This window comes from Paenibacillus sp. FSL R5-0345 (assembly GCF_000758585.1).
Classification (GTDB): Bacteria; Bacillota; Bacilli; order Paenibacillales; family Paenibacillaceae; genus Paenibacillus_AQ.
Genome location: NZ_CP009281.1, coordinates 5,658,753 through 5,684,075 on the forward strand (window position 1 = coordinate 5,658,753; position 25,323 = coordinate 5,684,075).

General features: G+C 43.6%; 27 protein-coding genes and 1 riboswitch. Of the genes, 8 read left to right on the plus strand and 19 right to left on the minus strand.

What is annotated here, in order from left to right; all coding sequences use genetic code 11:
- Nucleotides 1–79 precede the first annotated feature (79 nt).
- Entirely contained in the window at nucleotides 80–1,765 is a 1,686-nt protein-coding gene (locus R50345_RS24880) for a CPBP family intramembrane glutamic endopeptidase (protein ID WP_042130882.1), read from the plus strand.
- A gap of 89 nt (nucleotides 1,766–1,854) precedes the next feature.
- On the opposite strand, the gene uvrC is transcribed toward R50345_RS24880, so the two are convergent.
- A complete protein-coding gene (gene uvrC / locus R50345_RS24885; RefSeq protein WP_375105298.1) occupies nucleotides 1,855–3,813 on the minus strand; it encodes an excinuclease ABC subunit UvrC in 1,959 nt (652 codons plus the stop codon).
- 212 nt (nucleotides 3,814–4,025) lie between these two features.
- Complete coding sequence (gene trxA, locus R50345_RS24890; RefSeq protein ID WP_042130884.1) at nucleotides 4,026–4,343, minus strand: thioredoxin; 318 nt, start codon at nucleotides 4,341–4,343, stop codon at nucleotides 4,026–4,028.
- A 358-nt stretch (nucleotides 4,344–4,701) separates the two neighbouring features.
- Here trxA and R50345_RS31490 point away from each other — a divergent pair, with 358 nt between their 5' ends.
- A complete protein-coding gene (locus R50345_RS31490; RefSeq protein WP_094871648.1) occupies nucleotides 4,702–4,857 on the plus strand; it encodes a YqzM family protein in 156 nt (51 codons plus the stop codon).
- A gap of 169 nt (nucleotides 4,858–5,026) precedes the next feature.
- Here R50345_RS31490 and dnaI read toward each other — a convergent pair whose 3' ends face one another.
- From dnaI to R50345_RS24905, 3 genes are all read right to left on the minus strand, one after another.
- Nucleotides 5,027–5,983 carry a primosomal protein DnaI gene (gene dnaI / locus R50345_RS24895; RefSeq protein ID WP_042130885.1) on the minus strand — a complete coding sequence of 319 codons (957 nt, stop codon included), beginning with the start codon at nucleotides 5,981–5,983 and terminating at the stop codon, nucleotides 5,027–5,029.
- An 18-nt stretch (nucleotides 5,984–6,001) separates the two neighbouring features.
- Complete coding sequence (locus R50345_RS24900) at nucleotides 6,002–7,540, minus strand: replication initiation and membrane attachment family protein (RefSeq protein WP_042130886.1); 1,539 nt, start codon at nucleotides 7,538–7,540, stop codon at nucleotides 6,002–6,004.
- A 288-nt stretch (nucleotides 7,541–7,828) separates the two neighbouring features.
- Complete coding sequence (locus R50345_RS24905; protein WP_042130887.1) at nucleotides 7,829–8,125, minus strand: YuiB family protein; 297 nt, start codon at nucleotides 8,123–8,125, stop codon at nucleotides 7,829–7,831.
- Nucleotides 8,126–8,535: 410 nt separating this feature from the next.
- On the opposite strand from R50345_RS24905, the gene hemQ reads away from it, so the two are divergent.
- Nucleotides 8,536–9,288 carry a hydrogen peroxide-dependent heme synthase gene (gene hemQ, locus R50345_RS24910; RefSeq protein ID WP_042130888.1) on the plus strand — a complete coding sequence of 251 codons (753 nt, stop codon included), beginning with the start codon at nucleotides 8,536–8,538 and terminating at the stop codon, nucleotides 9,286–9,288.
- Nucleotides 9,289–9,439: 151 nt separating this feature from the next.
- Here the strand turns inward: hemQ and R50345_RS24915 are convergent, their stop codons facing one another.
- On the minus strand, nucleotides 9,440–9,718 hold the full coding sequence (locus tag R50345_RS24915) for a hypothetical protein (RefSeq protein WP_042130889.1): 279 nt from the start codon (nucleotides 9,716–9,718) through the stop codon (nucleotides 9,440–9,442).
- A 1-nt stretch (nucleotide 9,719) separates the two neighbouring features.
- On the minus strand, nucleotides 9,720–10,913 hold the full coding sequence (locus tag R50345_RS24920; RefSeq protein WP_042130890.1) for an NAD(P)/FAD-dependent oxidoreductase: 1,194 nt from the start codon (nucleotides 10,911–10,913) through the stop codon (nucleotides 9,720–9,722).
- A 331-nt stretch (nucleotides 10,914–11,244) separates the two neighbouring features.
- On the opposite strand from R50345_RS24920, the gene R50345_RS24925 reads away from it, so the two are divergent.
- The gene (locus tag R50345_RS24925; RefSeq protein ID WP_094877850.1) at nucleotides 11,245–12,219 is read left to right on the plus strand and encodes an NAD(P)/FAD-dependent oxidoreductase; all 975 of its coding nucleotides are present in this window, start codon (nucleotides 11,245–11,247) and stop codon (nucleotides 12,217–12,219) included.
- Between the two features lie 131 nt (nucleotides 12,220–12,350).
- Here R50345_RS24925 and R50345_RS30965 read toward each other — a convergent pair whose 3' ends face one another.
- Both R50345_RS30965 and R50345_RS24930 read right to left on the minus strand, forming a co-directional pair.
- Entirely contained in the window at nucleotides 12,351–12,494 is a 144-nt protein-coding gene (locus tag R50345_RS30965) for a sporulation histidine kinase inhibitor Sda (protein WP_036685584.1), read from the minus strand.
- Between the two features lie 314 nt (nucleotides 12,495–12,808).
- Nucleotides 12,809–13,471 (minus strand): YheC/YheD family protein, encoded by a 663-nt coding sequence (locus R50345_RS24930; protein WP_042130892.1) that lies wholly within the window; start codon nucleotides 13,469–13,471, stop codon nucleotides 12,809–12,811.
- 332 nt (nucleotides 13,472–13,803) lie between these two features.
- Here R50345_RS24930 and R50345_RS24935 point away from each other — a divergent pair, with 332 nt between their 5' ends.
- Nucleotides 13,804–14,013 carry a hypothetical protein gene (locus R50345_RS24935; protein WP_042130893.1) on the plus strand — a complete coding sequence of 70 codons (210 nt, stop codon included), beginning with the start codon at nucleotides 13,804–13,806 and terminating at the stop codon, nucleotides 14,011–14,013.
- Nucleotides 14,014–14,080: 67 nt separating this feature from the next.
- Here the strand turns inward: R50345_RS24935 and R50345_RS24940 are convergent, their stop codons facing one another.
- Together R50345_RS24940 and R50345_RS24945 are read right to left on the minus strand one after the other, a co-directional pair.
- A complete protein-coding gene (locus R50345_RS24940; RefSeq protein WP_042130894.1) occupies nucleotides 14,081–14,533 on the minus strand; it encodes a GNAT family N-acetyltransferase in 453 nt (150 codons plus the stop codon).
- Nucleotides 14,534–14,637: 104 nt separating this feature from the next.
- Nucleotides 14,638–14,997, minus strand: a complete 360-nt coding sequence (locus R50345_RS24945) for a HesB/IscA family protein (protein ID WP_042130895.1) — start codon at nucleotides 14,995–14,997, stop codon at nucleotides 14,638–14,640.
- A 372-nt stretch (nucleotides 14,998–15,369) separates the two neighbouring features.
- On the opposite strand from R50345_RS24945, the gene mqnE reads away from it, so the two are divergent.
- Nucleotides 15,370–16,476, plus strand: coding sequence for an aminofutalosine synthase MqnE (gene mqnE / locus R50345_RS24950; protein WP_042130896.1), 1,107 nt, complete (start codon nucleotides 15,370–15,372; stop codon nucleotides 16,474–16,476).
- Between the two features lie 49 nt (nucleotides 16,477–16,525).
- Entirely contained in the window at nucleotides 16,526–17,587 is a 1,062-nt protein-coding gene (locus R50345_RS24955) for an NAD(P)/FAD-dependent oxidoreductase (protein ID WP_042130897.1), read from the plus strand.
- 84 nt (nucleotides 17,588–17,671) lie between these two features.
- Here the strand turns inward: R50345_RS24955 and R50345_RS24960 are convergent, their stop codons facing one another.
- Nucleotides 17,672–17,926 carry a YuzB family protein gene (locus R50345_RS24960; protein ID WP_042130898.1) on the minus strand — a complete coding sequence of 85 codons (255 nt, stop codon included), beginning with the start codon at nucleotides 17,924–17,926 and terminating at the stop codon, nucleotides 17,672–17,674.
- A gap of 81 nt (nucleotides 17,927–18,007) precedes the next feature.
- On the opposite strand from R50345_RS24960, the gene R50345_RS24965 reads away from it, so the two are divergent.
- Entirely contained in the window at nucleotides 18,008–18,256 is a 249-nt protein-coding gene (locus tag R50345_RS24965; RefSeq protein WP_042130899.1) for a NifU family protein, read from the plus strand.
- Between the two features lie 156 nt (nucleotides 18,257–18,412).
- Here R50345_RS24965 and R50345_RS24970 read toward each other — a convergent pair whose 3' ends face one another.
- From R50345_RS24970 to R50345_RS25000, 7 genes are all read right to left on the minus strand, one after another.
- Nucleotides 18,413–19,270, minus strand: coding sequence for a MetQ/NlpA family ABC transporter substrate-binding protein (locus R50345_RS24970; protein ID WP_042130900.1), 858 nt, complete (start codon nucleotides 19,268–19,270; stop codon nucleotides 18,413–18,415).
- A gap of 58 nt (nucleotides 19,271–19,328) precedes the next feature.
- On the minus strand, nucleotides 19,329–19,988 hold the full coding sequence (locus tag R50345_RS24975; protein ID WP_042130901.1) for a methionine ABC transporter permease: 660 nt from the start codon (nucleotides 19,986–19,988) through the stop codon (nucleotides 19,329–19,331).
- Nucleotides 19,988–21,004, minus strand: coding sequence for a methionine ABC transporter ATP-binding protein (locus R50345_RS24980; protein WP_042130902.1), 1,017 nt, complete (start codon nucleotides 21,002–21,004; stop codon nucleotides 19,988–19,990). The genes R50345_RS24975 and R50345_RS24980 overlap by 1 nt, the downstream gene beginning before the upstream one ends.
- Before the next feature lie 101 nt (nucleotides 21,005–21,105).
- Nucleotides 21,106–21,245, minus strand: a riboswitch (SAM riboswitch).
- Nucleotides 21,246–21,344: 99 nt separating this feature from the next.
- The gene (locus R50345_RS24985) at nucleotides 21,345–22,079 is read right to left on the minus strand and encodes a Cthe_2314 family HEPN domain-containing protein (protein WP_042130903.1); all 735 of its coding nucleotides are present in this window, start codon (nucleotides 22,077–22,079) and stop codon (nucleotides 21,345–21,347) included.
- Between the two features lie 107 nt (nucleotides 22,080–22,186).
- On the minus strand, nucleotides 22,187–23,170 hold the full coding sequence (locus R50345_RS24990; protein WP_081954182.1) for a COX15/CtaA family protein: 984 nt from the start codon (nucleotides 23,168–23,170) through the stop codon (nucleotides 22,187–22,189).
- Between the two features lie 91 nt (nucleotides 23,171–23,261).
- Nucleotides 23,262–23,606 carry a thioredoxin family protein gene (locus R50345_RS24995; RefSeq protein WP_042130904.1) on the minus strand — a complete coding sequence of 115 codons (345 nt, stop codon included), beginning with the start codon at nucleotides 23,604–23,606 and terminating at the stop codon, nucleotides 23,262–23,264.
- A gap of 78 nt (nucleotides 23,607–23,684) precedes the next feature.
- On the minus strand, nucleotides 23,685–25,313 hold the full coding sequence (locus R50345_RS25000) for a putative polysaccharide biosynthesis protein (RefSeq protein ID WP_042130905.1): 1,629 nt from the start codon (nucleotides 25,311–25,313) through the stop codon (nucleotides 23,685–23,687).
- Between the last annotated feature and the right edge of the window lie 10 nt (nucleotides 25,314–25,323).

Below are 25,323 nucleotides of genomic sequence, written 5' to 3' on the forward strand. Positions count from 1 at the left end.
TATACGATGATTTTTGTAACTATCATGGCACTAATACTATAATGGAACATAACATTGTCAGTTTACAAGGAGGCGTTACATGAATCCCGTTGGCCAGCCCTTACAGCAACGTGCCCTCTCCAAGTGGCTCATCATCTCGGGCATTATCGGTCTTATTCTATTTATTATGTTTCAGATTGCCCCCTCGGTGCTAAATAGCCCTGCCGGGGAAGATACTACCGTCATCAGTAAGGCGGAAGCCCGCGACAAAGCGATATCATTTGCGGAACAAAAGTTAAACTATACCAAAGCACCAAACGATCAGTGGAATGTACTTTATGAAACGGATTCTTCCTTTTATGGTTATATGTCCCGCGAGAAGCTTTTGGAGGACTATACAAAAAAGAAATTGGATCAACGATATCCTTTTGACATCTTTCGTGTAACACTTAGTCCTTCAGCGGAACAAGAGCCACTGATCTCCGTTGACCTCAATATGTATACTGGCGCAGTTGTCGCCTTCACACAAGGAGCAGAAGGATCATCTGCAGAATCGGCAAGCAATGTAACCACTGGTGCAAAAGAAGAGGACAAGGGTGCTGACTTGTCTTTGGCACAAAAAGAAAATCTTGCCCGCCCCTGGCTTCAGGAATGGGATGTAAATCCCGCCAAGCTGCAAATTGAATCGAATGCAGGATACTATGGGCTCGTGTATACTGACCGTTCCGTTCAGATCGGCGAATCCTTGCTTCACTATTATTTCGATTTCGCTGACGAACAGGTATCCAGCTTTAAAGCCGGATTTACTGCTCCTGCCTGGCATACCTCCTACGTGAAGGACCAGACCTCTCTCGCGGAAAAGCTTACTCTATTCGGTTACGGTCTGCCTACCTTAGCTTTAGGAATTTTGGCACTCATCTACAGCATACTTAGAAGAGAACATACCTCCTTTAAGCGCGGAATTTTCCTAAGCTCGGCTTATTTTGTAATCATGATGATCAGCACCTATAATATGCTTCCTGAATCTTCGGGCGAAGGACTCGAGGTTCAGATCACTTCCGTCATTATGTTCATCATTTATGCCTTATATAGCCTGCTAATGTCCTCCCTGCTCTATTTCTCTTTAGTTGGAGGGGACGGCCTTTGGAAAAAAGAAGAGGGGATGAACCCATGGCCTCGTGCTAAAGAGCCTGGCTATGGTAAATACGTGCTGGATAGTATTCGGGCTGGATACATCTGGGCATTCGTGCTGCTAGGGGTACAGACCCTTATGTTCATCGTATTATCATTGACTTTGCAGAACTGGTCCACTACTGACGCTACTCAATCTCCTTACAACATGAGATATGCTTGGCTGCTGCCTATCGTTGCATGGCTCGCCGGGTTATCCGAGGAAGCTATTTATCGTTTTTTCGGAATCCCTATATTGAAAAAGGTGTTCCGGAGCACGTTCATCGCTTGCCTGATCACTACGCTGGTATGGGCGTTTGGTCATACACTTTATCCGATCTACCCTATCAGCTCCCGTCCTATTGAGCTTACCGTGATCGGGCTGCTCTTCAGCTATATTTTCCTTCGTTACGGCTTTATTGCTGTCATGTTCAGTCATGTCGTGTTTGACAGCATTCTGATGGGCGCTACGCTGATCTTTATGAAGGAAAGCGTGAATGTCGGAGCAGGTATCTTCGCGATTATCATGCCGTTCATAGTCGCCTACATTGTCTACCGGTTTAATCCACCACAAAAACCTGATCCGAAGCCGGTTGAACCGACATCTATCATTTAAAGAAGTAACGGGTGGATAACCGATAATAAAAAAAGGTGTCACAGCAGAAACCTGCTATGACACCTTTTTTATATTTACGCAATCAGGCCCTATGTCGCCGGCTCTTCATCCTTGAGCGCCTCAAGAATTTGACTAGCCAGCTTTTCGCCAATAGAAAGTGATTTAAAATCCTCTATGGAGGCTTCTTTAATTTTCTTTAGCGATCCGAAATGCTTAAGCAGCGCCTTGCGCCGCTTCTCGCCTATACCTGGTATGGAGTCCAGCTTAGAGGTAACCATGGACTTCCCGCGCTGCTCACGGTGGAAGGTGATAGCGAATCTATGCACCTCATCCTGAATCCGTTGTAGCAGGTAAAATTCCTGACTATCCCGAGCTAAAGAGACGGGTTCTGGCGGATCTCCAACCAGAAGCTGAGCCGTCTTATGCTTGTCATCCTTAACGAGACCGCAGACCGGAATGAATAACCCCAGCTCGTTCTCCAGAATATCAATAGCGGAAGAAATCTGCCCTTTACCACCATCGACTACGATAAGATCTGGCATCGGAAGGTTCTCTTTCAACACCCGTTCATACCGCCGCCGGATGACCTCGCGCATCGTTCCATAATCATCCGCACCCACTACTGTACGAACTTTATATTTACGATACTCTTTTCGCGCGGGCTTGCCATCAATGAAGACAACCATCGCAGAGACCGGATTGGTCCCCTGAATATTCGAGTTATCGAACGCCTCGATCCGGCTTAAGCGTTCGAGCCCCAAGCTCTCGCCTAAGCTCATTGCGGCACCAGAGGTACGTACTTCATCTCGTTCAATAAGCCGGAACTTCTCGTCGATTGCGACTGTAGCATTTTGGCAGGCCATACCGACCATCTGCTTCTTGAGTCCACGTTGTGGCACCAGTACTTTGATACCGAGCCACTCCTGTAGAATAGAGGCGCCACCTGCGGCATCAACAACACCTGCTGCTGATGCTTCCGCAGCGGCGATTTCACGTGCCTCAGCTTCTTCAGGCGACTCGGGAGTATCTTCCCCCTTTTGTAGCTCTTCCTCGGCTGGAGCAGCAATGACAATCGCCGGTTTAGCTTCTTTATCAACCACGGCTTCCTCGTCAAGCACATCCGGTAGAAGAATCTCCTGCGGCAGGGCAGGATTATCACTGTAATACTGCGTCACATAAGACATAAAGTCACTGTAGGCTTCCCCATAGAACGGAAAGACGGAGGAATGACGCTGGATCATCTTCCCTTGCCTCATGTACAGAATTTGTACACACATCCATCCCTTATCTACGGCATACCCAAAAACATCGCGATCCTTAGTATCCGTAGTGTTGATCTTCTGTTTCTCCATTAATGCATCAATATGGATAATTTGATCCCGCAGTTCCTTCGCCCGCTCAAAATATAATTCCTCAGCAGCTTCCTGCATTTTCTGCTGTAAATCCTTCTTAACCGCATCATGCCCTCCGCTTAGAAAAGCAGCGATATCTTGCGTAATCTGCTCATACTCAGATTTCTGCACTTCCTTCTCACAAGGCGCCAAGCATTGGCCCATGTGGTAGTAGAGACAGACCTCCTTCGGCATTACGCCGCATTTACGGAGCGGATACATACGGTCGAGAAGCTTTTTCGTTTGCTGTGCTGCATAACCATTAGGATAAGGACCAAAATATTTTGCTTTATCTTTAATCACCCGGCGTGTAACTTCAAGCCGAGGGTGAGCTTCATTCGTTATTTTGATATAAGGAAATGTCTTATCGTCCTTCAGAAGAACGTTATAACGTGGCATATGCTTCTTAATCAGATTGCACTCGAGAATGAGCGCTTCCATGTTGCTGGACGTAACAATATATTCGAAGTCAGCAATATTAGCGACAAGTCGCTGAGTCTTACCATTATGACTGCCTGTAAAATAAGAGCGAACCCGATTCTTTAGAACCTTCGCCTTGCCCACATAAATAATGGTGCCTTCTTCATTCTTCATCAGATAGCACCCGGGCAGATCGGGTAATAGAGCCAGTTTGTTGCGGATATTGTCCAAATTGATCCCCTCCAGCTAAATTGGACCAAGCTAAAACGCCTTCGGCGTCCTTTTAAGGACGGCAAGTGTTTATGCGAGAATTATAAGGATAAAGTATAGAGAGAAACTTATACTCTTATAATTCCATGATTAGTTGGCTTTTAGCGCACAAAACGCCTCCGGAATGAACCGAAGGCGCTGAGCGGCAGGGCCGAGGCCCGAACAGTAGCATTTAACAATTATTGATGTTTAGCTACGATATTTTTCAGGGATTCTTTGGAGTTCAATCCCACAACTTTATCTACCGGTTGACCGTCTTTGAAGAAGATCAGGGTTGGGATACTCATAACGCCAAAACGGGAAGCCGTTTCCGGATTCTCATCCACATTCAATTTTGCAATCTTCACGCTGTCTCCCAGTTCTGCGGACAATTCGTCCAAGATTGGAGCAATCATCTTACAAGGACCACACCAAGGAGCCCAGAAGTCTACTACTACAGTACCTTGACCTTCCACTTCGTTACTGAAGGTTTGGTCAGACACGTTCACGATAGCCATGATATTGTTCCTCCTCTAAAGTTTTACGAAACATTAATCCATTCTAAAGCAAAGCTTAGTTTATGGAAGCTGCTCCGAAAATATAAGTTAATAAATTGTTTCATGTAATATGATAACCAAATTACCACTTACCGACACAATTCCAGTATAACATATCTTTAAGGGATATGTTATATATCACATACAATTATATTGCCCTCAAACTAATTTTATTTACGTTACTCTTTTCTTTACAATCTCCCCAGCCTTTCGGTATACTCTAAGAAAGCGCATTAAATGTCAATGACTTATTTCATAATGATCAACTTAATTTGCATCTTAACAATACAGGCATTGTCCCTGTAAGGAGGCAGAAGCTATGGATGTCAACGCGCAAGTACGGGACCCACGAGAACACATCAACGAAGAACCCCGCAATGATCTAGGCGATTTAATGAATGGATTTTTCGGAATGACTGCATTTATGACCGTTGTCTTTTTCGGCATGGTCATCATTAAGTTCATTTCGGAGTAAGGGAATCATCGTAATATAAAAAGAGGCTGTCTCAAAAATAGCGAATGCTACTTGGGGCGGCTTCTTTTTTTTAAAAAGTAATTTAGAGAAAGAAAACAGAGAACAGCGACCCTCCAATAAACGGAGAATCGCTGCTCTCTCTGAATTTTAAGGTTTTGAATACTCCGGCTTATCTAATTGTCCCCCGTTGATTCTCCCCGTGTAGTGGAATAACATCCACAAAAGGAGCAATACGATCCATCAAACGTTGGCCTTTATAGATCTCCTCGCCATCCTTGCTTGTAAAGCTAAGATGTTTCTCCAAACCATCGAGCGGATAATTCGAGGTATAGAAGGTTGGTTTACGGTTCATCCGATAATTTAGAATCGCGCCAAGCACGTGATCACGTGCCCATGGATTTAAGTTCTCTGCACCAATGTCATCAAAGATAAGCAAATCGCAGTTTTTCATCGTATCCACGGTTTCCTTTAACTTCTGGCCGTCCATCATAATCGATTTTAAATCCTCGATAAAATCTGGCATATATACGATAACTCCAGTATAGCCGGCAACAGCAAGCTCATGAAGCAAGTAACACATCAGAAATGTTTTACCTGTTCCAAAGGTTCCGTGTAAATAAATCCCGCGTGAGGTCAGACCTTCATCTTTAACGCTTGTAATATAATCAAATATTTTATTAACCGCCGAGACCCGGCGTGGATCCTTGCCCATAATATCTATTTCATCATAACCGCCATTAAGCACACGCTCGTCCACATAAAAGCTGCGAATACGTTTGCGGATACTATCCTGACTATCCTGTGCCACTTTAAGACGGCAAGGCGTTTTGCGTTCATATAAATCCGTTGAACCATTCACAGTCTCTACCGTAAGTTTACTATAATGCCCCGGAAAATCATTTGGACATTTCTCAAGTCCCGGACAGTTCGCGCAGTTGCGACTTTCCTCAACATATTGATACAGACGGCTCATATGAAGCCGCAGTCGCGATTCATCCAGCTCAGGATGTTCGGACTGCAATGCCTTCACAAGTGGATGATTGAATAACCCCTGTTCAAGATCGCGTTGACGCTGCCGTAGAGTTGGATTGTTGATCGAACGAAGTACATCGCCCATAGACTCCATAGTTCCACCTCTCTTTCATTACGGCGCTTGGGAAACGCCTTTTTTCTTGCTGGCTTTAATTTCTGCCGCTTTCTTCATCATCGCCGCGAATTCCTCTTCCGATACCGTTCCGGCACTTCCATCGTCCAGCCCAATCGGTATTTCCGGCTTGGCCGATCTGCCTGCATTTTTAGCATATGAACGTGATCGTGGTCCTGCTGCCGTGTTAGTTGTGGCACCCTTGCCCTTCACTTTGGACTGATCCCTGATATATTTTACAGCCTTCTCGTAGGTGTTCACTTGTTTAACCAGCATATTGGAAGCAATAGCCTCCACAAAATTGCGGTTCATTCGTTGTTCTCCACCAGAGGCTACCATAGTCATTAAATAATGAATAAGTACGTTGATTACTTCACCGCTTAGCTTATAGTTCAAATCTATTTTCTCGAACATATCCATCAAATGACTGGGTACTGCACCTGGAAAAAAGGTTTGAAGCAGCCGCGTATAAGGTTCGTTCCGCAGCATCATATTATATTGGTGAATGTCGCATTTGGACAAAAATTGTGGTGGTACTTCTACATAATACTCCATCTCTACAGATTGCTCCGGTGGCGCAATAGAATCATCATTCTCTTCGGAGGCACTGGCTCGGATGGAAACAACCTTAGCAGCTGCAATTTCACGCTTTTCCTGCCGTTTCATATCTTGCCTGAAATGCTGGCTGGCTTTATATTGCAGTGCATCCAGTATTACCTCGCCTTCCGGCGAGAACACGCCATCTTCATCCAGCAGACGACATAAATCCTGTGGACTGAGTTCATACTTATGAGCTACATAGTTAATAACACCCATTTGAGTATGGTCAAAGCGAAGTTTTTCTACATGAGCCCGGTTCACAGACTCCCGTGGAAAACGCAAAATAATATCGCTATATCCAATCGCCTGTTCTCCCGATTCACGCATGCCGGGCTGACGCACAGAGGCCACTTCTGCAAGTGCCTGTTCCAGTTCATAATCAATGACATGTGTATTTAGTTGAAAAATATCATAAAAAGGCACGGAGATATTCTCTTTGCCTATGGATCTGCGACTCCACTCTTCTGGCTCTCGGTTCCAGAATTGTTCCCGTAAGGACAGCACAGCAAACTTGCCGATCTTATCGCGTAATAGCAACGTCAAATGCTGAGTAGCAAAAAAGTCAGCTGGCGATAGCGGCGGCATAAGCTCATATTCATATAAGTAATCATCGGTTTCCGGCACATAGATTCGACAGGTCTGCAACAGACCTACCGCTTCTAACCGGGAAGCCTGATCTATTAAATATTTGCGGCCTTTCTCATTCGGTTCAACGCCTAGCGTCATAAATAATCTGCGCTGTTGCTCCACTCCAGAATAGCCAATGCTATCTGCTGGCACATGTTCAACCAGCAAGCGATAGAAACTGATTGCAAAAGCTCCTACCATAGGTTGATACACAGAGCTAAGCATACGTCCATCTATAACACTAAGACCAAATTCGCGGGAAACGCAGTACCGATGATGTTCGGTGAAATGATGTAAGTTACTCATGCGCATCTACGGATACCCCCTTGTTTTCACGAATTCATACAGGATTCTATTCTATCATAAAAAACGTCGCCGGAAATGTAAATAAACTACCAATTCCGACTCTTTTCGCTATATAATCAGCTTTTTCTTACGATTATCTGCCTCTATTAAACAAGAAGAAACGGCTTCGCTGTCCTCTGAAAGAGGAAGGTTCCGTTTCTCGCTGAATTTCAAAATTGATTCTTAGCACCTAAAAGCTTATATGTTCAAAAAAACGACTCTCACATCAGAGCCGCAGGTCTTCCAATTAAATCTTTAAAACATCTTGTAACCACCAAAGCGCAGTTTTTGAATGGTCCATCCACTCAATATAGCACCTGCAAGACCAGCAACACCCGTTAAGTAATCAACAAAGTGGAAACTGGAGAGATGCTCCCAAAGCGACATCGCGCTTCTATCCCAAATGGAATAGACTACGACGGGTAGAATAATAAGAACGAATAGATAAGCGGGAAACCAGGTTGTCTTCATTAACATGTTAAGAATAAATCCAATACCAAACATCATCACAAAGAATAAAACGGTTAGGATAAACACTGGAATAAACCCCATGTTACCGCCACTACCCCTTTCTATAAAGAAGCGCACATCTTATACGAGCTAGTAGTAAGTTTACTAGAAAAAATGTCACGAAGCAATGAACTTTATTCAAATTTAGGCCTAATTCACTTACAACAGATTGTCATCATTTGCTCTAAGCAACTCGATTGCGATACAATGCATATAGATTAATGAATCGTACATAGTCTATGATGCAGGAGCTTCGTAGCAAGTTTTACACGATGTTATTCAGCGAAGCTTAGGCTTCGTAAAACTAAGTGTATGCTCTCGATGCAAGTTTTACACGATGTTATTCAGCGAAGCTTAGGCTTCGTAAAACTAAGTGTATGCTTTCGATGCAAGTTTTACGCGAAGTTATTCAGCGAAGCTTAAGCTTCGTAAAACTTTTAAGGAGTGAGATCATGAACGAAGCCGCTATGACACTGGAAGGCTGGTATGCATTGCATGACTTCCGCTCACTGAACTGGACCGCATGGACGGCAGCAGATGATGAAGAACGTGCCGTTGCTATGGAAGAATTACATGCTTTTATGCAGGAGTGGAGCACTGTCGAAGAAGCGAAGGAAGGCAGCTCTGCAGTATATTCCATCGTTGGCCAGAAGGCCGATTTCGTAATGATGTTCTTGCGTGAAAGTTTGGAAGCTCTGAACCAGCTTGAGACAGCCTTTAACAAAATAGCTTTTGCTCAATATACAACTAAAGCCTATTCCTACGTAAGTATTGTTGAATTAAGCAACTACCTTGCGGGGGGCAGCGATGGTAGCGACCCTATGCAGAATCCACATGTCATCGCACGTCTAAAGCCTGTTTTGCCGCAAGCGAAGCATATTTGCTTCTATCCAATGAACAAGAAACGCGAGCTTGCCGATAACTGGTATATGCTTGATATGGATAAACGCCGCGAGCTGATGGCTTCTCACGGATTAATCGGACGAGGTTATGCTGGTAAGGTGAAACAGATTATCACCGGTTCCGTAGGTTTTGATGATTGGGAATGGGGTGTAACCCTGTTCGCTGAAGATCCTCTGCAATTCAAAAAGCTGGTCTACGAAATGCGCTTTGACGAAGTCAGTGCTCGCTACGGTGAATTCGGACCTTTCTATGTCGGCAACCTGCTGACTGAGGATTCTTTTGAGGAAATGCTTAAATTGTAACAAGCAAAAACGCCTGCAGCGTCCCAAAAGGACGGTAAGCGTTTATGCGAGAAATATAAGAATAATGTATAACGTGAAACTTATACTTTCTTATATTTTAACAAAAAGGGTGAGTTTCCAGATCGTTATGGAGACTCACCCTTTTTGAATGCTATAACGAGGTTCCTGCTTCCTCATCCTCTTCGCTGTCATCTTCATCATCACGCAGACTTTCCAAAAATTCAGCCGTAGCCCGGTCACGCGCTCGCCCTTTTTCCTTTAAGCGTTCAATGCCAGGGAGAATGAGCAGATCAATTTCCTTTTGGACAACATAAGCTAGATCGTACTGATTCTGATCCTCCAGATAAGATCCAACCTCAATCAGTCCGTTGTATCGGTCCAATTCTTCTCTTGTCAGCAATCCACGCACCTGCACGCTGCAGTGACGCATCTTATAAGAATCTTCCTTTTTTCAGAACCAGCGGAATTCCACCGATAATGAACAAATAGCGCATATCCACAACTTTTTTCAATTGAGCTGCAGTCCAGCCCTTGTAAGTTTTGCTGCCAACTACAGCAATCCCTTGTCCTTTACCTAGAGAAGCTACTGTTCCTTTATTGCTGAATGCGAATTTCTTTGGTTGTTGATTACGGATCGCAGCCACCAAATTATGTGCACAGCATTCTCCCTGTTGCATAGCAATTTGTGCTGTTGGCGGGTAAGGACGTCCTTCTGGGTTAATCATCAAGGAGCCGTCTCCAATAATGAAGATATTGTCTTGGCCTGGTGCACGTAAATATTCATCTACTTTCACACGACCACGCATAGCTTCAAATCCTGCAGCTTCAATCAGACGATTTCCGCGAATTCCGCCTGTCCAGACAATTGTAGAAGCTTTAATCTCTTCACCTGATGCCAGAATTACACCGTTTGGTAGACATTCCTTGATCGCAACGCCCATCTTGAATGTAACACCCTTCTTAGTGAGCAGGTTCATTGCATACTCAACAAGTTCTGGTGCAAATCCAGGCAGAGCTGTTGGAGCAGCTTCTATGTTATATATATTTACCATGCTTGGATCAACGTCAAATTCTTTACACAACCCAGGGATGCGGTCCGCTAATTCGGCCACAAATTCAATTCCGCTAAAGCCGGCACCACCGACTACGAAATTGATATGCTCCTGAGCGTTGTTCTCGTTCTTGTATTTGGCAAATTGATACTCAATATGTTCACGAATCAAACGGACGGAGTTGATGCTCCGGATCGTCAGTGCGTATTTATCAAGTCCTGGGATACCGAAGGTTTCAGGCTCTCCGCCCAAAGCAATGACGAGATAGTCATACGAAAGAGTACCATCCTCCAAAATAATCTTTTTCTGCTGGGTACGAATTTCCTGAACAGATGACTTAACGAGATCGATCTTGAATTCATCGATTAGTTTAGAAATAGACACCCGAGTGTGTTCAATACTATCTGTACCCGCAGCAGGCATATGTAGATGGGTAGTAAAATAGTGGTACTCGTGACGGTTTACGAGCGTGACATCCGCTTCATTATAGTTCAAAGCCTTCTGTAAGCGCTGTGCGGTCAAAATACCCCCATAGCCCGCGCCTAAGATTACGATTTTGGGAATACTACTCATGTTCCGGCTCCTTCCAAGAGGTAAATCTGTCTTTGTATTTTTTATTGAAACAATGTACGGTCCTTTTTGTGAATTTATACACTTATATTTAGAAGAAATTCCAATCAAACTTAAAGGATTTCTAAATTGACCATATCCATTGTAAACCTTAGTGTAGTATTAATCAAACATTAAAATACTAAAAAACGTCACATTCTTATTGTGTTCTAAAGTCTTTCTTTGCAGGTATGTGTCACAATGTTTATAATAAGAAAGAATACAAGTATGGCAAAATGAATATATCAACTCGGAGGTGTAATATCCCGTGACACAAGAGCAATCCGGCGTTCCTATGAGCGACCTTTTAATCATAGGTGGCGGTCCAGCTGGCATGTTTGCCGCATTTTACGGTGGGATGCGTCAGGCATCAGTAACACTTATTGAAAGTATGCCCCAATTGGGAGGACAACTTGCTGCACTTTATCCTGAAAAATACATTTATGATGTAGCAGGTTTCCCAAAAGTAACTGCACAAGAATTGGTTGACAACCTGACACGGCAAATGGATATGTTCCAATCGAATATCCGGCTGGAGGAGAAAGTAATTTCTGTTCAGAAACGGGACGAACGCCATTTTGTAGTTACAACTGATGTAGCAGAATACCACAGTAAGGCTATTATCATCACAGCTGGTGTAGGCGCTTTTGAACCTCGCCGTTTAGAACTGCCAGACGCAGGACGGTTTGAAAAAGCCAACCTCCATTATTTTGTAAATGATTTAAATGCCTTTAAAGATAAAAAAGTTCTGATTAGCGGTGGCGGAGATTCCGCAGTAGACTGGGCGCTAATGCTGGAGCCGATCGCGGAGCAGGTAACCCTGATTCACCGCCGGGATAAATTCCGTGCGCATGAACACAGCGTAGAGAATCTGATGGCTTCCAAAGTTAACGTAATTACACCTACTGAAATTACAGAACTGCATGGTGACGAGTTCATAACTAAGGTTACCTTATCCCATATCAAAACCAAGGAAACACAAGAGATCGAAGTCGACAGTGTAATCGTCAATTTCGGATTTGTTTCCTCGCTAGGACCTATTGCAGAATGGGGTATCGATATTGAAGGAAACTCCATTGTCGTTGACTCACGTATGGAAACAAGTATTCCAGGTATCTTTGCGGCCGGTGATATCACCACATATCCGGGTAAGCTAAAGCTAATTGCTGTAGGATTCGGTGAAGCTCCAACGGCTGTGAATAACGCAAAAGTCTATATCGATCCGGAAGCTAAGCTTTCACCAGGTCACAGCAGTAATATGAAACTCTAATTCTATCTACTACAATAAAAAAGGGTATTCTGATAGGCCTATCAATAGCAGCCTATCAGGATACCCTTTTATGTTTGTGACTCGCGGTTTATTTATATGTAGCCAGCTACAAAGGTATACTTTGCGCTCTTTTAATGAAGAACCGCATGAACTGGAGAGTGTAAGTTTCGTTTGCGAATCTCAACGAGTAGAAGAGCGATGAAATCATGCTCTAGTTGCAATTCTATCGCTCTATGGTAAGAGTCTAGAAGCATCTCATCGGACAATTCAACCATAACGTTCATCTACCTTTCCTGTATTTGGATCTGAATCTATCATATCAAACTATCATTTTTCGAACAAGCGTTCGTGTTATCCACAAGTACATGTGGAAATCCTGTGTATAATATGTGCGTAAGCGTTACAAAGGTGATAACTGCACAGTGGAATATGGGGATAATAGTTATACACAGGATTGAACCACTTGTATACAGCTAAAAATATATTTTTATTGTAAATAAATTACAATATAATTTACCCCAAAAGAACGCAACTAAACGCAATTTTATCTCACTACTCTATTATCGTCAATTTAAAAATATTTGTTAATTTACTGAGGTCTTGTATTAACCTCCAAAATCCATATTTTACCTGAATAATCCACAGCATAATCAAAGCCCAGTTCACCTATTCCCGGGAAGTGCCGCTCCATTAGTTCAATACATACAAGTGTTAGTCTACGCATCTCCGCTTTCTTCGCCGATGCTTTCATCCGGGGCAACGATCTGCGAAGTCCTTCACGACAAGAAAGCATCGTACCACCTTTACATAAATTGGTTACGAACAGGCCCGGTCGAGCTAATCTTCCTACCATGGAGCGAAACTCCCATACAGCACCATTTTTCACTACCTTTACCCGATAATCAATAGGACGCCCGCCAATCCTGGCGAGAGAAATCCCCTGTTGAATCAAATATCTGCGTCTGACCTTGACGAAATGGAGCGCCCGTCTCATGGATCTGAAATCCTTGTAAATTCGAGTTCTGTCCATATAAGTAAATCCATAACCTCGGCTATCCCGAAATACTTTGATTACACCGTAACCTCCGCCACCAACTATAGGTTTAATAACAACATTTCCATATTTCCGGAGCATGGCTAACAGTGAGTCAGCCGAATACACCCTCGTCATTGGTATATAATGAGAAACCCTCGCGTCACTGAGCAATGCTTCTGTCTTTAACCATTTGCTAGCCAACTGTCTTCCCGACATTGTCCTTTCCCTCCTTTCACATTCCAGCCTACCCTATACATTACTCAGAAGAGGTCCCGCCCTCTTGTATGATTGTCCGTGTAGGAAGAGGCTATTAGCAAAAAGGGCTTAGAGCTTGTATCGACAACAATCTCAATCATGCATAGTTAGATTGCAGATTTTGAAGAATCTTATCTCTGAACATTCGACATTTTAATCGTAATGGATGAGTTCACTATAACTAGAATAATCTTCAAAATCGTTGTATTATTAATAGCGGTTACATTTTCAATTCTAACTATATAATTATGTCTCAGAGGTTCTTAAAAAAAACAGCGCGGGGAGGGCTCGGAATGGCTCAGTTTTTCGAGGTATTATATTGGGTGGCCATGCTTGGGATGTCCATCGTATTGGCTGGAACGACTATACTGATCTGCGCTATTGGCTTTAAATTCATTAAAGACAGACGCAGAGCATTGGGTGCTGGCTGTATTGCCTTTTCCCTTGGAGCCGCAGCGCTCATCGTGTTTATGATTAATTACAAGTTCATTATTCCAGCCTAAGTGTACCCTGAAACAAACAGAAGCCCTCTCACGGAATTCCGTCGGAGGGCTTTTGTTTGTATTGTACTCATATATCTAATGAAAGACGGATCATATCTACTACTTTAATCCCATTCTCAACAATCTCTTCACTATAATGTCTGATAAAAAAGTCTTTATCGATTCCGGTAATTCTAAATCCACATTTCTGATAGAGAGCCAGCTGCCCTACACTTGAATTCCCGGTACCCACTTCAATCGTCTTCGCACCAAGTAATCTCGCATTCTCAATCGCATGATAGACCAACCGTTTTCCTATTCCTTTACTTTGCTGCTTCTCATCAACGGCTATATTCACTAGTTCTACTGTCTCAGGCCTCGTTTGTAGCAAAACATAGACACCAATAATGCAATTTTCTATTTCAGCTACAAAACATTGACCTCTTTCTAAATACGCTTCAACAAGACTTTGTGAAGGATCGGCTAATAACAACAGATGCAAAGGGGGTTGTTCTTCTGCGTTTAATTTCCTTATCAGCATGCTTAGAGCTCCTTGTGATGACTTTTGTCATTGAGAATATAAAAAAAGCCTCCAAGCCCGATGTTCTAGAACTCAACATAGGACCTGGAGGCGTGTCGTTGCAATTAGCAAGGCTCTTCGTTCGGTTTCCCTGCATCCGTAGCTGTCCGGAAGCTTGAGCCGCAGCCGCAGGTTGCAGTAGCGTTCGGGTTATTGATGGTGAAGCCACCCGTCATGCCGGATTCTTCAAAGTCGATTTCGAGACCATCAAGGTAACGAAGATTCTCTTTCTCCACGACAACCTTCATTTCTTGGATGTCCATATATACGTCCTGCTCGGTTTCATTATCATCAAAGCCCATAGCGTATGAGAATCCACTGCAACCGCCGGGCGTTACTCCAATACGGAGGAACATGTTCGGCACTTCTTGTTCAGCAAGCATCGCCTTCAGTTGTTCTGCTGCCTTTTCGCTAATATTAATCATGATCATATCCTCCTATAAATTAGATTCACTTCATAAGAAAAACTTATGTTTAAGAGACCTTCCGGTCAAAAGTTGCTTTCTTAAAAATATATACTTAATAAACTCAGTATAACCCACTATTCCATTACCCTCAAGTCACAACTGCCTTATGCTTGACCTATCACCCCAAAATAAACCATCCATATCCAGCTGTTGATCCCCTTATAAGAGAGGTTTATAATAAGGAAGGCAAACATAAGTAAAAATTCGGAAATTTGTCACGGAGGCTAACCCTCCGCTTTATTTTCATGAATGAACAGCTACCGTCTGGGTAAGTCTGGGAATTATCTGCGGGCAATGGACCCCGTAAAACTTTCAGGAGGAATTCATAACATGTCTACTCTTTTCACCCCCCAAACAGACGCCCGAATGATGAACATTATTGAAAAAGTTCGCGGCGGCGAAAGATTGAATTTAGAAGATGGCGTTTATTTATATCAAAGTAACGACCTACTTACCATTGGTCAATTAGCAAATGAAGTTAATCTTGCAAAAAACAACAACAGGGTATATTTTATCGAAAATATGAGTCTATATTTCACCAATGTTTGCGAATCACATTGTGCATTCTGCAATTTCCGCAAAGATGATGGAGAAGAGGGTGCTTATACCCTATCCGGTCAGGAAATGGTGCAATATGTCGAACAGCATATTCATCCAGGTGTACGCGAATTCCATATCGTGGGTGGGCATAATGACAAGGTTCCTTTCCAGTATTATGTGGATTCTTTAAAAGCCTTGAATGAACGTTTCCCTGAGGTAACCTTAAAAGCATACACAGCAGCTGAGATCGATTTTTTCACCCGAATTAGCGGATTGAGTATTCGTGAGGTTCTGGAACAACTGCGTGCGGCAGGTCTTAAAACACTTACCGGTGGTGGCGCAGAAATATTATCCGATCAATACCGTAAAAAAATGCGCGTTGATAAAGCTAATGTGGAAGAGTATCTGGAAGTTCACCGTACAGCACATCAGCTTGGCATGAAGACCCATACAACGATGCTCTACGGCTCCATTGAGTCTCATGAAGACCGTATTCGGCACATGATGCAGATCCGCGATCTGCAGGACGAAACCAATGGTTTTATGGTATTCATTCCATTATCTATGCAGCCTAAGAATAAGAATGCAGGGATTATGCGCCGCAACTCCGCTTATGAGGATCTGAAGACGATTGCGATCAGCAGATTGATGCTCGATAATTTCGATCACATCAAAGCATACTTCATTAATATCGGCCCTCAGCTAACTCAGGTTGCGCTGAACTTCGGTGCTTCTGACGTACATGGCACCATTCTTAAAGAACGTATTAGCCATGCGGCTGGCGCCTTAACACCTGAAGGCCTCACACGCGATGAATTGATTTGGTTAGTAAAAGGGGCTGGACGAATTCCAGTAGAACGCGATACGTTCTACAATCCGATAAAGGTATACGAATAAAAGACTACCTTAGATCCGTTATCCTATATTGAAAGGAAGTTCGGTCAGCATGAGAACACTACTCGTTCTGGGCGGCGGCTATGGCGGCTTGGCCCTCATTCAAGAATTGCTCAATAATCATCTTCCTCAGGATATTGAAATTATCTTAATTGACCGAATGCCTTATCAAGGAATCAAAACGGAATATTATGCACTTGCCGCAGGTACAGTAACGGACTATCACTTGCGGATTCAATTTCCGGTTCATCCCCGTCTTACCATCCGTTACGGGGAGGTGAGTTCCATTGATTTGGATAGCAAAATCGTTACAATGGAGCCTGACGAAACGGTGTCTTATGACATTCTAGCCATTGCGCTAGGCTGTACTGACAATTACCATAACATCCCTGGGGCTGATCAATACACTTGCAGTATCCAGACCTTTGCAGGGACTCGGGAGACTTATCAACGCTTAAACGATGTGAAGCCTTATGGAACGATAAACATTGTTGGCGGTGGACTAAGTGGAGTGGAATTGGCGGCAGAGCTTCGGGAGAGCCGACCAGATCTTAATATTGCTATTCTGGATCGCGGTGAACGTGTCTTGTCTGCTTTTCCGGCAAAGCTGTCACAGTACGTGGAAGAATGGTTTCATCACCATCAAGTACAGACGCTGGGACGTGTCTCTGTATCCCACGTTGAGAAAGATGCGCTTTTTAACGGTACAGAAGAAATTCTTTCAGATGTTACGGTATGGACAGCAGGGATTCAACCCGTGAAGGTTGTTCAGGAATTAACAGTACCGAAGGATCGTGGAGGACGGATCATTCTGGACGAGTATTATCGTATACCTGATTATCCGGAAGTGTATGTGATTGGCGACTGTGCCAGCCTGCCATTCGCTCCAAGCGCACAAGCTGCAGGAGCGCAGGGTGAGCAGGTTGCTCAGGTAATTCAAGCCTTATGGCGCGGCGAGACCCCTAAGCTTCATGCTATTCGTCTGAAGGGTACCTTAGGCTCACTAGGCAAGAAAGCTGGATTTGGTCTGATGGGCCAACGCTCCGTTAAAGGACGGGTTCCACGTATTCTCAAGAGCGGTGTGCTCTGGATGTCGAAACGCACTTTAGGATAAACCTAAGGGCTGCTCTATTCCGTATTTATAACGGAAAAGAGCAGCCCTTTATTTTTAAAAATAAATTATATGTTGCGCGACTACTTAGTCAAGGTCTATATTGAACCAAGCCTCTAGCTCTTTGATTTTGGCAGAAATCTTTTCTTCTAGCTCGTCAACAGTATCTGCTGCAACGATGTCTCCTTCGACCATGGCGAAAGGTGTTAAATAACATTCCCCACAATTGTTCAGGCATCCGTATTCGATTACATCGTAATCGGGATTTTCTTCCAGCTTATGCATTAGTTTGTCTGTTCCGTGACCCATGTTACTGGCACAAAATTCAATAATTGGTCTCATGATGATCTCCCTGTTCCGCCTAACCATTTTATTTTTTAACTTTTTGTACTATAATGAACTTACGAAAGGAGTGATTGAGAAATGAGTGAGAATGCACAAAGCACCGAAATGTATGATGAAGTATTGGAAGTGCTGGATAAGCTTCGTCCGTTCCTACAACGCGATGGCGGCGACGTTGAACTAGTTGATGTAGAAGACGGCATCGTTAAGTTGAAACTTATGGGTGCCTGCGGCAGCTGCCCAAGCTCCACGATCACCTTGAAAGCCGGGATTGAACGCGCTCTTCTTGAAGAAGTAGAAGGCGTACAAGAAGTTATGCAAGTATTCTAATCCCATTCAATATCATTCCCGATCTTCCTCTTCAGGAGATCGGGATTTTCTTATTATAGTGGATTTACCCTTCTCCTACAACATACAGCATAAAACCCGCATGCCATTAGGCAGCGGGTTTTATGCTGTAATTAGAGAGTAAGCTAGCTCTCTGTCTTAAAATGCTGGAATGATCGAGCCTTTGTACTGCTCTTCAATGAACGCTTTCGCTTCTGGAGAATTCAGTGCAGCGGCAAGCTTTTTGATTGCATCGGAATCTTTATTATCAGGACGAGCTACGAGGATGTTAGCATAAGGGGAATCCGTACCCTCGATGAACAAAGCATCTTTAGTAGGAACCAGATCAGCTTCCAAAGCATAGTTAGTGTTAATCAATGCAAGATCCACTTCATCTAATTGACGACCTAACATTGCAGCATCTAGCTCGATGATTTTAAGGTTTTTCTTATTTTCAGTGATATCTGCTTGGGTAGATGTGATGTTGGTATCATCTTTCAAAGAAATCAGTCCATTTTTGGCAAGCAGGATTAGTGCACGACCACCGTTTGTAGCATCATTCGGGATGGCAACTTTCGCACCATCAGCCAATTCGTCGATGGATTTGATTTTTTTGGAATAAGCACCAAAAGGTTCAACATGAACAGCTGTTACGGATACTAGATCCGAACCGTTCTTTTGATTCTGGTCATCTAGGTAAGGCTGATGTTGGAAGAAGTTAGCATCCAGGTTCTTCTCTGAAAGCTGAACGTTTGGTTGAACATAGTCAGTAAATTCTTTGATTTCCAAAGTAATTCCTTGAGCTTCAAGCAATGGAGCAATAGCTTTTAGAATCTCTGCGTGTGGAACAGGTGAAGCACCGACCACCAATTTCACTGGTTCTGTAGTTGATCCATTTGCAGCACCGTTGTCTGGCGCACTAGTGGCAGCCGAGTTAGAAGCATTATTGTTATTGCCGCAAGCAGCCAGCACCACAACCAGTGTCAGACTAAAAAAAGTAAGTAGTAATTTTTTCATTTTAAATCCCCCTCTTATCCTTGGTATTTGTATGAATAAGGCTATATATGGACGTACCTTATTTCCGTGTGAAATGTCGTACTAGCCGATCACCGGCCATTTGTAGCAATTGCACCAGTATGACCATCAAGACTACTGAGATAATCATAACTTCCTTCTCATAACGGTAATATCCGTAACGGATTGCTAGATCCCCTAGACCACCGCCGCCTACCATCCCAGACATTGCCGTATAGGAAACCAGTGTGACCAGTGTGATCGTAACTCCAGCGAGCAGACCTGGACGAGCCTCTGGCAAAAGAACGCGCAAAACGATCTGATTCGTAGATGCTCCCATCCCTTGCGCCGCTTCGATTACTCCGCGATCTACTTCTCTTAACGCCGTTTCCACCAAGCGAGCAAAGAATGGAGCTGCACCAATTACCAGCGGTGGGATCGTACCGAGTACTCCGATAGAAGTTCCAACAACGGCTTTGCTAAATGGAATTAATGCTACCATCAAAATGATAAACGGTACGGATCGTAAGATGTTTACAACGAATGATAAGACCGAGTAAATTACTCTGATTACTATACTATTCGATCTTCCCCATAAATACAATAGAATTCCGAGTGGTAAACCAAGAATAATTGTGAACATTCCGGAAAATATTAACATTTGCAAGGTAGCAACCGTAGCATCCATCATTTCTTGCCAGTTTAAGTCTGCGAAATTCATTACGAAATCACCTCCACTTCAAGACCTTGAGCGGTTAGTTCGGCTATTGTCACAGCAATCGCTTCAGCTGGACCCTCGAACCTTACAATCATTTGTCCATAAGGTACGTCTTTAATCGTTGAAATGGTGCCGTGCAAAATGGCAAAGCTAACACCTGTTTCTCGTACTACATTGGAAAGTGCGGAGCCGTAGGTCTTTTCTCCGAAAAAAGTAATTTTGACGGCCTGAGAGTTGTCCCCAGCAGCAGCGTCAAGCGCCGTACGAAGGGGTCCCTCATTCTGTGACTCACTACGGATGAAATCGCGAGTAACTTCATGCTGCGGCTTTAAGAATACCTCCGTAACTTTACCTTGCTCAACGATACCACCACCATGAATAACCGCAACACGATCGCAGATACTCTGAATCACGTGCATTTCGTGAGTGATCAGCACAATAGTCAGATGGAACCGTTTATTAATATCGAGCAATAGCTTAAGGATAGAGTCTGTCGTTTGTGGATCAAGCGCAGAGGTTGCCTCGTCACATAGCAGCACATCAGGATCGCTGGCAAGTGCCCGTGCGATGCCGACCCGTTGCTTTTGCCCTCCTGATAACTGAGATGGATATTTATCCCGGTGTTCTTCAAGCCCTACTAGGGCAAGCAAGTCTTTTACTTTTGTATCAATAGCTGCTCTCGAAGTGCCTGTGAGTCGCAGAGGAAAAGCAATATTATCGTACACTGTCGCAGATGATAGCAGATTGAAATGTTGAAAAATCATCCCAATTTTGCGCCGCTGTTCCTGCAGCTGACCTTGGGTAAGCTTAGTTAGTTCAATACCATCGACCCAAACTTCCCCTTCTGTCGGGCGCTCCAACAAATTAATGCAACGGATCAATGTGCTTTTTCCCGCCCCTGAATGCCCAATGACTCCGAATATTTCACCTTTCTCGATAGACAGATTCAATCCGGAAAGTGCTGTGGCCGCATGGCTGCCTTTTCCATATACCTTTGTTATTCCTTTTAGATTAATCAACGATCATCGCCCCCTTTATATTTCACTTATTCCATACAAAAAAAACCTCCGACGATCGATGCAGATCGCAAGAGGCTCTGTGTGTTTATTTAGACAATGCCTTCTCATCTGCCAACGACCACAAGCCTTGCGTCATTGTAGGAATTAGCACCATGACATTTGTACATAACGCTTATCGCGCTGTATACAAATCGGTTGCCGGGCTTCATCGGGCCTATCCCTCCGCCACTCTCGATAAGATATAGAGTATGAAATTTATGTTTGAATTTGTATAGACTTTAATGCAAGCATAAGTATAGTAAGTTTCTTGTTTTTTGTCAAAAGGAAATATATTGAACGCTTATGATTTTACCCGATTTGGCTTGCTTATTTCCTTACGCAACTGCTCATTGCTGTAGCTATATGCTGCGATTAACGTCTTACAGTTCATTTCGAGGGATTGCTTTAAATCCTCTAGATGGCTATCTAAATCCTCAAGCTGAATTTTGTCATGCAAGCCTTGATGTCGCTGCCATAAATCATCCTGCATTTCAGAATTCATATAATGAATTTCAGCATTTCTGCGCTTGCGTAGATTCTCCAGTGGATCACGATAAGAGTTCTTGATCTGTTCCAATTGATCCGCTAATGCTGGATGCACATTCAATAGTTGAAGTTGACGCAGCACTGTAAAATAAGAAAAGTGCGTTTTTAATTTGGAAGTTTTGAGGTCATAGAAATGATTCAGCACCGTTCCAAGCTTGTCCAGAAGAGAGAACACACGAATAAATCCATCTTTATAAAAATAAACATACCGCGCATAATCGCCTTGTTCCACTGGTGACATATCATCCATATAACCGGCGATTACCGATTTTCGGTAAAAAGCTGCAGCGAACCAGCTTTGCTCCAATTCATCCAATGAGGAGATCAACCCACGTGTCCAAATCTCCAGCTTGCGGTATTCGTGGTCATTATCCTCATGGGCGTTCATTTCCTTGCGCAGTAAAGCTGCAAAAGTGGCCATATTCTCCATCGCATCAGCCAATACACCGCTGTTCTTTCGAGGCGGCTCTCCAAGTATAACCCGCAGCATATCCAGTCCTCCTAAAGTTTTGTCCAGCACCACGATATACCGATTTCCACTTTATTATTCCGCAGGTAAAGCGACTCTATCCGCGAAGGGAACTTTCTACCAAGGGGTTACAACGGTGTCATTGGGTTCGTTGGATTTTTTTCAACAACGACATTTCTCGCGCTACTCAGCTGCCAGACTCTTACGCTCATATAACATAAAACACCAAACAAACAAGCAATCAACAAAATATGAGCCAAAGCGGCAAATATGTACAATCTTTCATTATCTAATGTGTAAACAACTGCAGCTCCACTAAATACCTGCATCAAGCACAGCAGAACAGCCGCTACGCCAAGAGCTCTTAGCTCGGGGTAATCCTTATGTTTCCAAAAAGCTAAATGTCCAAGCACCGCGGTAAGAATAAATAAGATCAAAGCCGCAATCCGGTGTGTAAAAACAATACCGACTCCCCCGGAAAGCTCAGGCACCCATTCACCGTTGCAGAGCGGCCAGCCAGAACATCCACCGCGTGAATCTGTATGACTAACAAAGGCTCCAATATAAACGACAACATAGGAATATAAGGCCGTAAAACAGGTTAAATTGCGGAAAGCTTTGCTAACAGGCTTCTTCTGAATCTCCATCTTTTGATCGTAATCATAATCGCCTGCTTCATGCCGTCTTTTTGTTCCAAGTGCAAGCATCAGAGAACTAGAAAAAGCGATCAAGGAAAAACCCATATGCAGTGCCATCACAGCAGCAGATTGGGATTTAATTACTGCAAGCGCTCCCATACCACCTTGTACAATTACAAACAACAAAGTCATAAATGCATAGACCAACAAGTCCCGGCGATTTCGCGCATAACGCCAAAAAGCAAACATCGAAGCAAGTGACAATAAACCAGCCAATCCGCTAAACAAACGATGAGTGTATTCAATCATCGAACCTACAGTATAAGCAGGAATTAATTTGCCATGACAGAGCGGCCATTCATTTCCGCATTCCAATCCCGATCCAGTCTTCGTTACTACTGCTCCCCCTAGTACGGCTAGGAACATGATAAGGCAAGTAAGATAACTAAGCCATTTCAACTGATTTGTCGTCAAAAAATATCACCCGCAGTTTTTAGTAATGAAGAAGCATTTTAAAAAAACCACCGCTTTTGCTCAAACAGGCGAAAGCGGTGGTTTTCCGGAATTACTGTTGAAGACTTTGATGCACTTGAACCGCTTTATCCAGGAAATTCTCAATTTCCTCGCGGGATTTACGTAATTTATTAACGAATCTAACCAATTCACGTCCATCGGAATACGCGACGAAGCTTGGAATCCCCATAATATTTTGTTCCTGACTAACATCACCTACAGCATCAACGTCAACCTCAACCAGCGTTAAACGATCTGCATAGGCTTGCTCTACCTCAGGGATAAAAGGATCGATAAACTTACAATCCGAGCACCAGTCCGCCTTGAAGATGGCTACTGTTAAGCGTGGAGATTGAATGGCTACCTGAAATTCACCAGGAGAACTTATTTTGTCCATAGTTTGTTCCGTCCTTTCTTCCATATCTGTCAAATTTCTATTCTTTAAGTGAAGCAAAATGTCATGCAGAAGTCAAACCTATTCTCTCATACGAACACGCGCAGGCTGTAATTTCATCAGCGGATTCAACAATTTTTGCAGTGCACGCGGATAACTGGAGATTTCCTGTTTAGTAAGCACGCCCAGTACAATTAGCAATACCAGGTAAATAACAACAACTGCAGCCCCTACAACAAGACAAGTGATCAGAAACGCCAGACGTGCAGGCATTAGATCCGTTAACAGAATTCCAGCTTGGTTCAAACCAAAACCAATACCTCCGGACACAAGAACCGCAATTCCAAAGCCGCCCCACCGTTTACCCATAATTTCGAAAGGTACAATGGATTTTAGCATTCGTAAATTAAGAATAGTAATGACTACGAAACAAAGTGCTGTTGCGCCGATAATCCCGTATATCCCAAATACCTTACTTAGTAAGAAGCTTGCTACTAATTTAACAATAATACCCACTAGCACATAATACATTGAAATGCGTGATTTGCCCATACCGAGCAAGATGGAGTTCGTTGTCATCATGGTGATCTGAAAGATCGTTCCAATCGTAAGCATCGCCACAATTCCGCTTCCGTCCAAGCTGCTGAACAATAACCCGTTTACAGAATAGGCTGCTGCCACAAGTGCCAACACAATTGGCATCCCTGTCAGAATAGAAATCCGCAAAGCAAGTGTAATTTGCTTCTTCAAGTGTCCCTCATCACGACGGGCATAAGCAGCTGAAATGATCGGAATCAGCGAGGTACCTAGCGCAATGGCTAGAACCGGTGGAATTCCGGCCACACTTTGAGCACGTGTGGTTAGTATACCCAAAGCTGCTGTTGCACTCTCTCTACCCATCTGATCAATAAGCAGCGGTACAGCCAAAGAAGTATCAATTACATTCACTACTGGAATCGTAAGTGAGGAGAGCACGATCGGAATCGATAGTGTGAAAATATCTTTGTAAATTCCCCAAATCGGCAATTTTTGAGTGGTATTGTAATTTAATCCTTGCTGTTTATCCTCTCGGCGCAGCTTGATTGCAAAATAAATCATGACACCAAATGCTGCAATACTACCAATTACGCTACCGAAGGATGCTCCCGCAGCTATAGTTGTATTGTTATATCCCTGCTGTAATAGAATATAAGCTAGTAAAATAGCGACTAGTACGCGAGCGAACTGCTCTACAATCTGTGAAATACCACCAGCCATCATATTGTTACGCCCTTGAAAATATCCACGCATCATGGCAATTGCCGGAAAAAGTAAAAGCGCAGGTGCAATAGCCCTAACTGCCATCGCTGATTCAGGTACATCAGCAATATGTGTCGCATAGAACGGAGCGCCTATGTACAGCAAGGCAGTCATGATTACCCCTGCTGCTACTGAAAACAGCAATGCTGCATGATACACTTGTCTCGCCTCTTCAGGACGATTCAGAGCGTACCGCTCGGAGACCATTTTACTGAGCGTACTTGGAATACCTGCTGTAGCCACGGTGAGCAGCATTAAATAGATATTGTTCGATACCCCAAATGATGCTCTCCCCACATCATCAAAAATATGATCCAGCGGCACCCGCTGAACAAGCCCGAGTACCCTTGCCACCAAAGCTGCTGCAGCAAGGATAAGCGTGCCTTTTACGAAAGACTCTTTCTTGGACAAACCATTTCCC

Excerpts from the sequence above, each read along its gene's own strand:
- R50345_RS24880 (WP_042130882.1), top strand. The coding sequence starts at position 80 with ATGAATCCCGTTGGCCAGCCCTTACAGCAACGTGCCCTCTCCAAGTGG.
- trxA (WP_042130884.1), bottom strand. The coding sequence starts at position 4,343 with ATGGCTATCGTGAACGTGTCTGACCAAACCTTCAGTAACGAAGTGGAA.
- R50345_RS31490 (WP_094871648.1), top strand. The coding sequence starts at position 4,702 with ATGGATGTCAACGCGCAAGTACGGGACCCACGAGAACACATCAACGAA.
- dnaI (WP_042130885.1), bottom strand. The coding sequence starts at position 5,983 with ATGGAGTCTATGGGCGATGTACTTCGTTCGATCAACAATCCAACTCTA.
- R50345_RS24900 (WP_042130886.1), bottom strand. The coding sequence starts at position 7,540 with ATGCGCATGAGTAACTTACATCATTTCACCGAACATCATCGGTACTGC.
- R50345_RS24905 (WP_042130887.1), bottom strand. The coding sequence starts at position 8,125 with ATGGGGTTTATTCCAGTGTTTATCCTAACCGTTTTATTCTTTGTGATG.
- hemQ (WP_042130888.1), top strand. The coding sequence starts at position 8,536 with ATGAACGAAGCCGCTATGACACTGGAAGGCTGGTATGCATTGCATGAC.
- R50345_RS24915 (WP_042130889.1), bottom strand. The coding sequence starts at position 9,718 with ATGCGTCACTGCAGCGTGCAGGTGCGTGGATTGCTGACAAGAGAAGAA.
- R50345_RS24920 (WP_042130890.1), bottom strand. The coding sequence starts at position 10,913 with ATGAGTAGTATTCCCAAAATCGTAATCTTAGGCGCGGGCTATGGGGGT.
- R50345_RS24925 (WP_094877850.1), top strand. The coding sequence starts at position 11,245 with ATGAGCGACCTTTTAATCATAGGTGGCGGTCCAGCTGGCATGTTTGCC.
- R50345_RS30965 (WP_036685584.1), bottom strand. The coding sequence starts at position 12,494 with ATGGTTGAATTGTCCGATGAGATGCTTCTAGACTCTTACCATAGAGCG.
- R50345_RS24930 (WP_042130892.1), bottom strand. The coding sequence starts at position 13,471 with ATGTCGGGAAGACAGTTGGCTAGCAAATGGTTAAAGACAGAAGCATTG.
- R50345_RS24935 (WP_042130893.1), top strand. The coding sequence starts at position 13,804 with ATGGCTCAGTTTTTCGAGGTATTATATTGGGTGGCCATGCTTGGGATG.
- R50345_RS24940 (WP_042130894.1), bottom strand. The coding sequence starts at position 14,533 with ATGCTGATAAGGAAATTAAACGCAGAAGAACAACCCCCTTTGCATCTG.
- R50345_RS24945 (WP_042130895.1), bottom strand. The coding sequence starts at position 14,997 with ATGATTAATATTAGCGAAAAGGCAGCAGAACAACTGAAGGCGATGCTT.
- mqnE (WP_042130896.1), top strand. The coding sequence starts at position 15,370 with ATGTCTACTCTTTTCACCCCCCAAACAGACGCCCGAATGATGAACATT.
- R50345_RS24955 (WP_042130897.1), top strand. The coding sequence starts at position 16,526 with ATGAGAACACTACTCGTTCTGGGCGGCGGCTATGGCGGCTTGGCCCTC.
- R50345_RS24960 (WP_042130898.1), bottom strand. The coding sequence starts at position 17,926 with ATGAGACCAATTATTGAATTTTGTGCCAGTAACATGGGTCACGGAACA.
- R50345_RS24965 (WP_042130899.1), top strand. The coding sequence starts at position 18,008 with ATGAGTGAGAATGCACAAAGCACCGAAATGTATGATGAAGTATTGGAA.
- R50345_RS24970 (WP_042130900.1), bottom strand. The coding sequence starts at position 19,270 with ATGAAAAAATTACTACTTACTTTTTTTAGTCTGACACTGGTTGTGGTG.
- R50345_RS24975 (WP_042130901.1), bottom strand. The coding sequence starts at position 19,988 with ATGAATTTCGCAGACTTAAACTGGCAAGAAATGATGGATGCTACGGTT.
- R50345_RS24985 (WP_042130903.1), bottom strand. The coding sequence starts at position 22,079 with ATGCTGCGGGTTATACTTGGAGAGCCGCCTCGAAAGAACAGCGGTGTA.
- R50345_RS24995 (WP_042130904.1), bottom strand. The coding sequence starts at position 23,606 with ATGGACAAAATAAGTTCTCCTGGTGAATTTCAGGTAGCCATTCAATCT.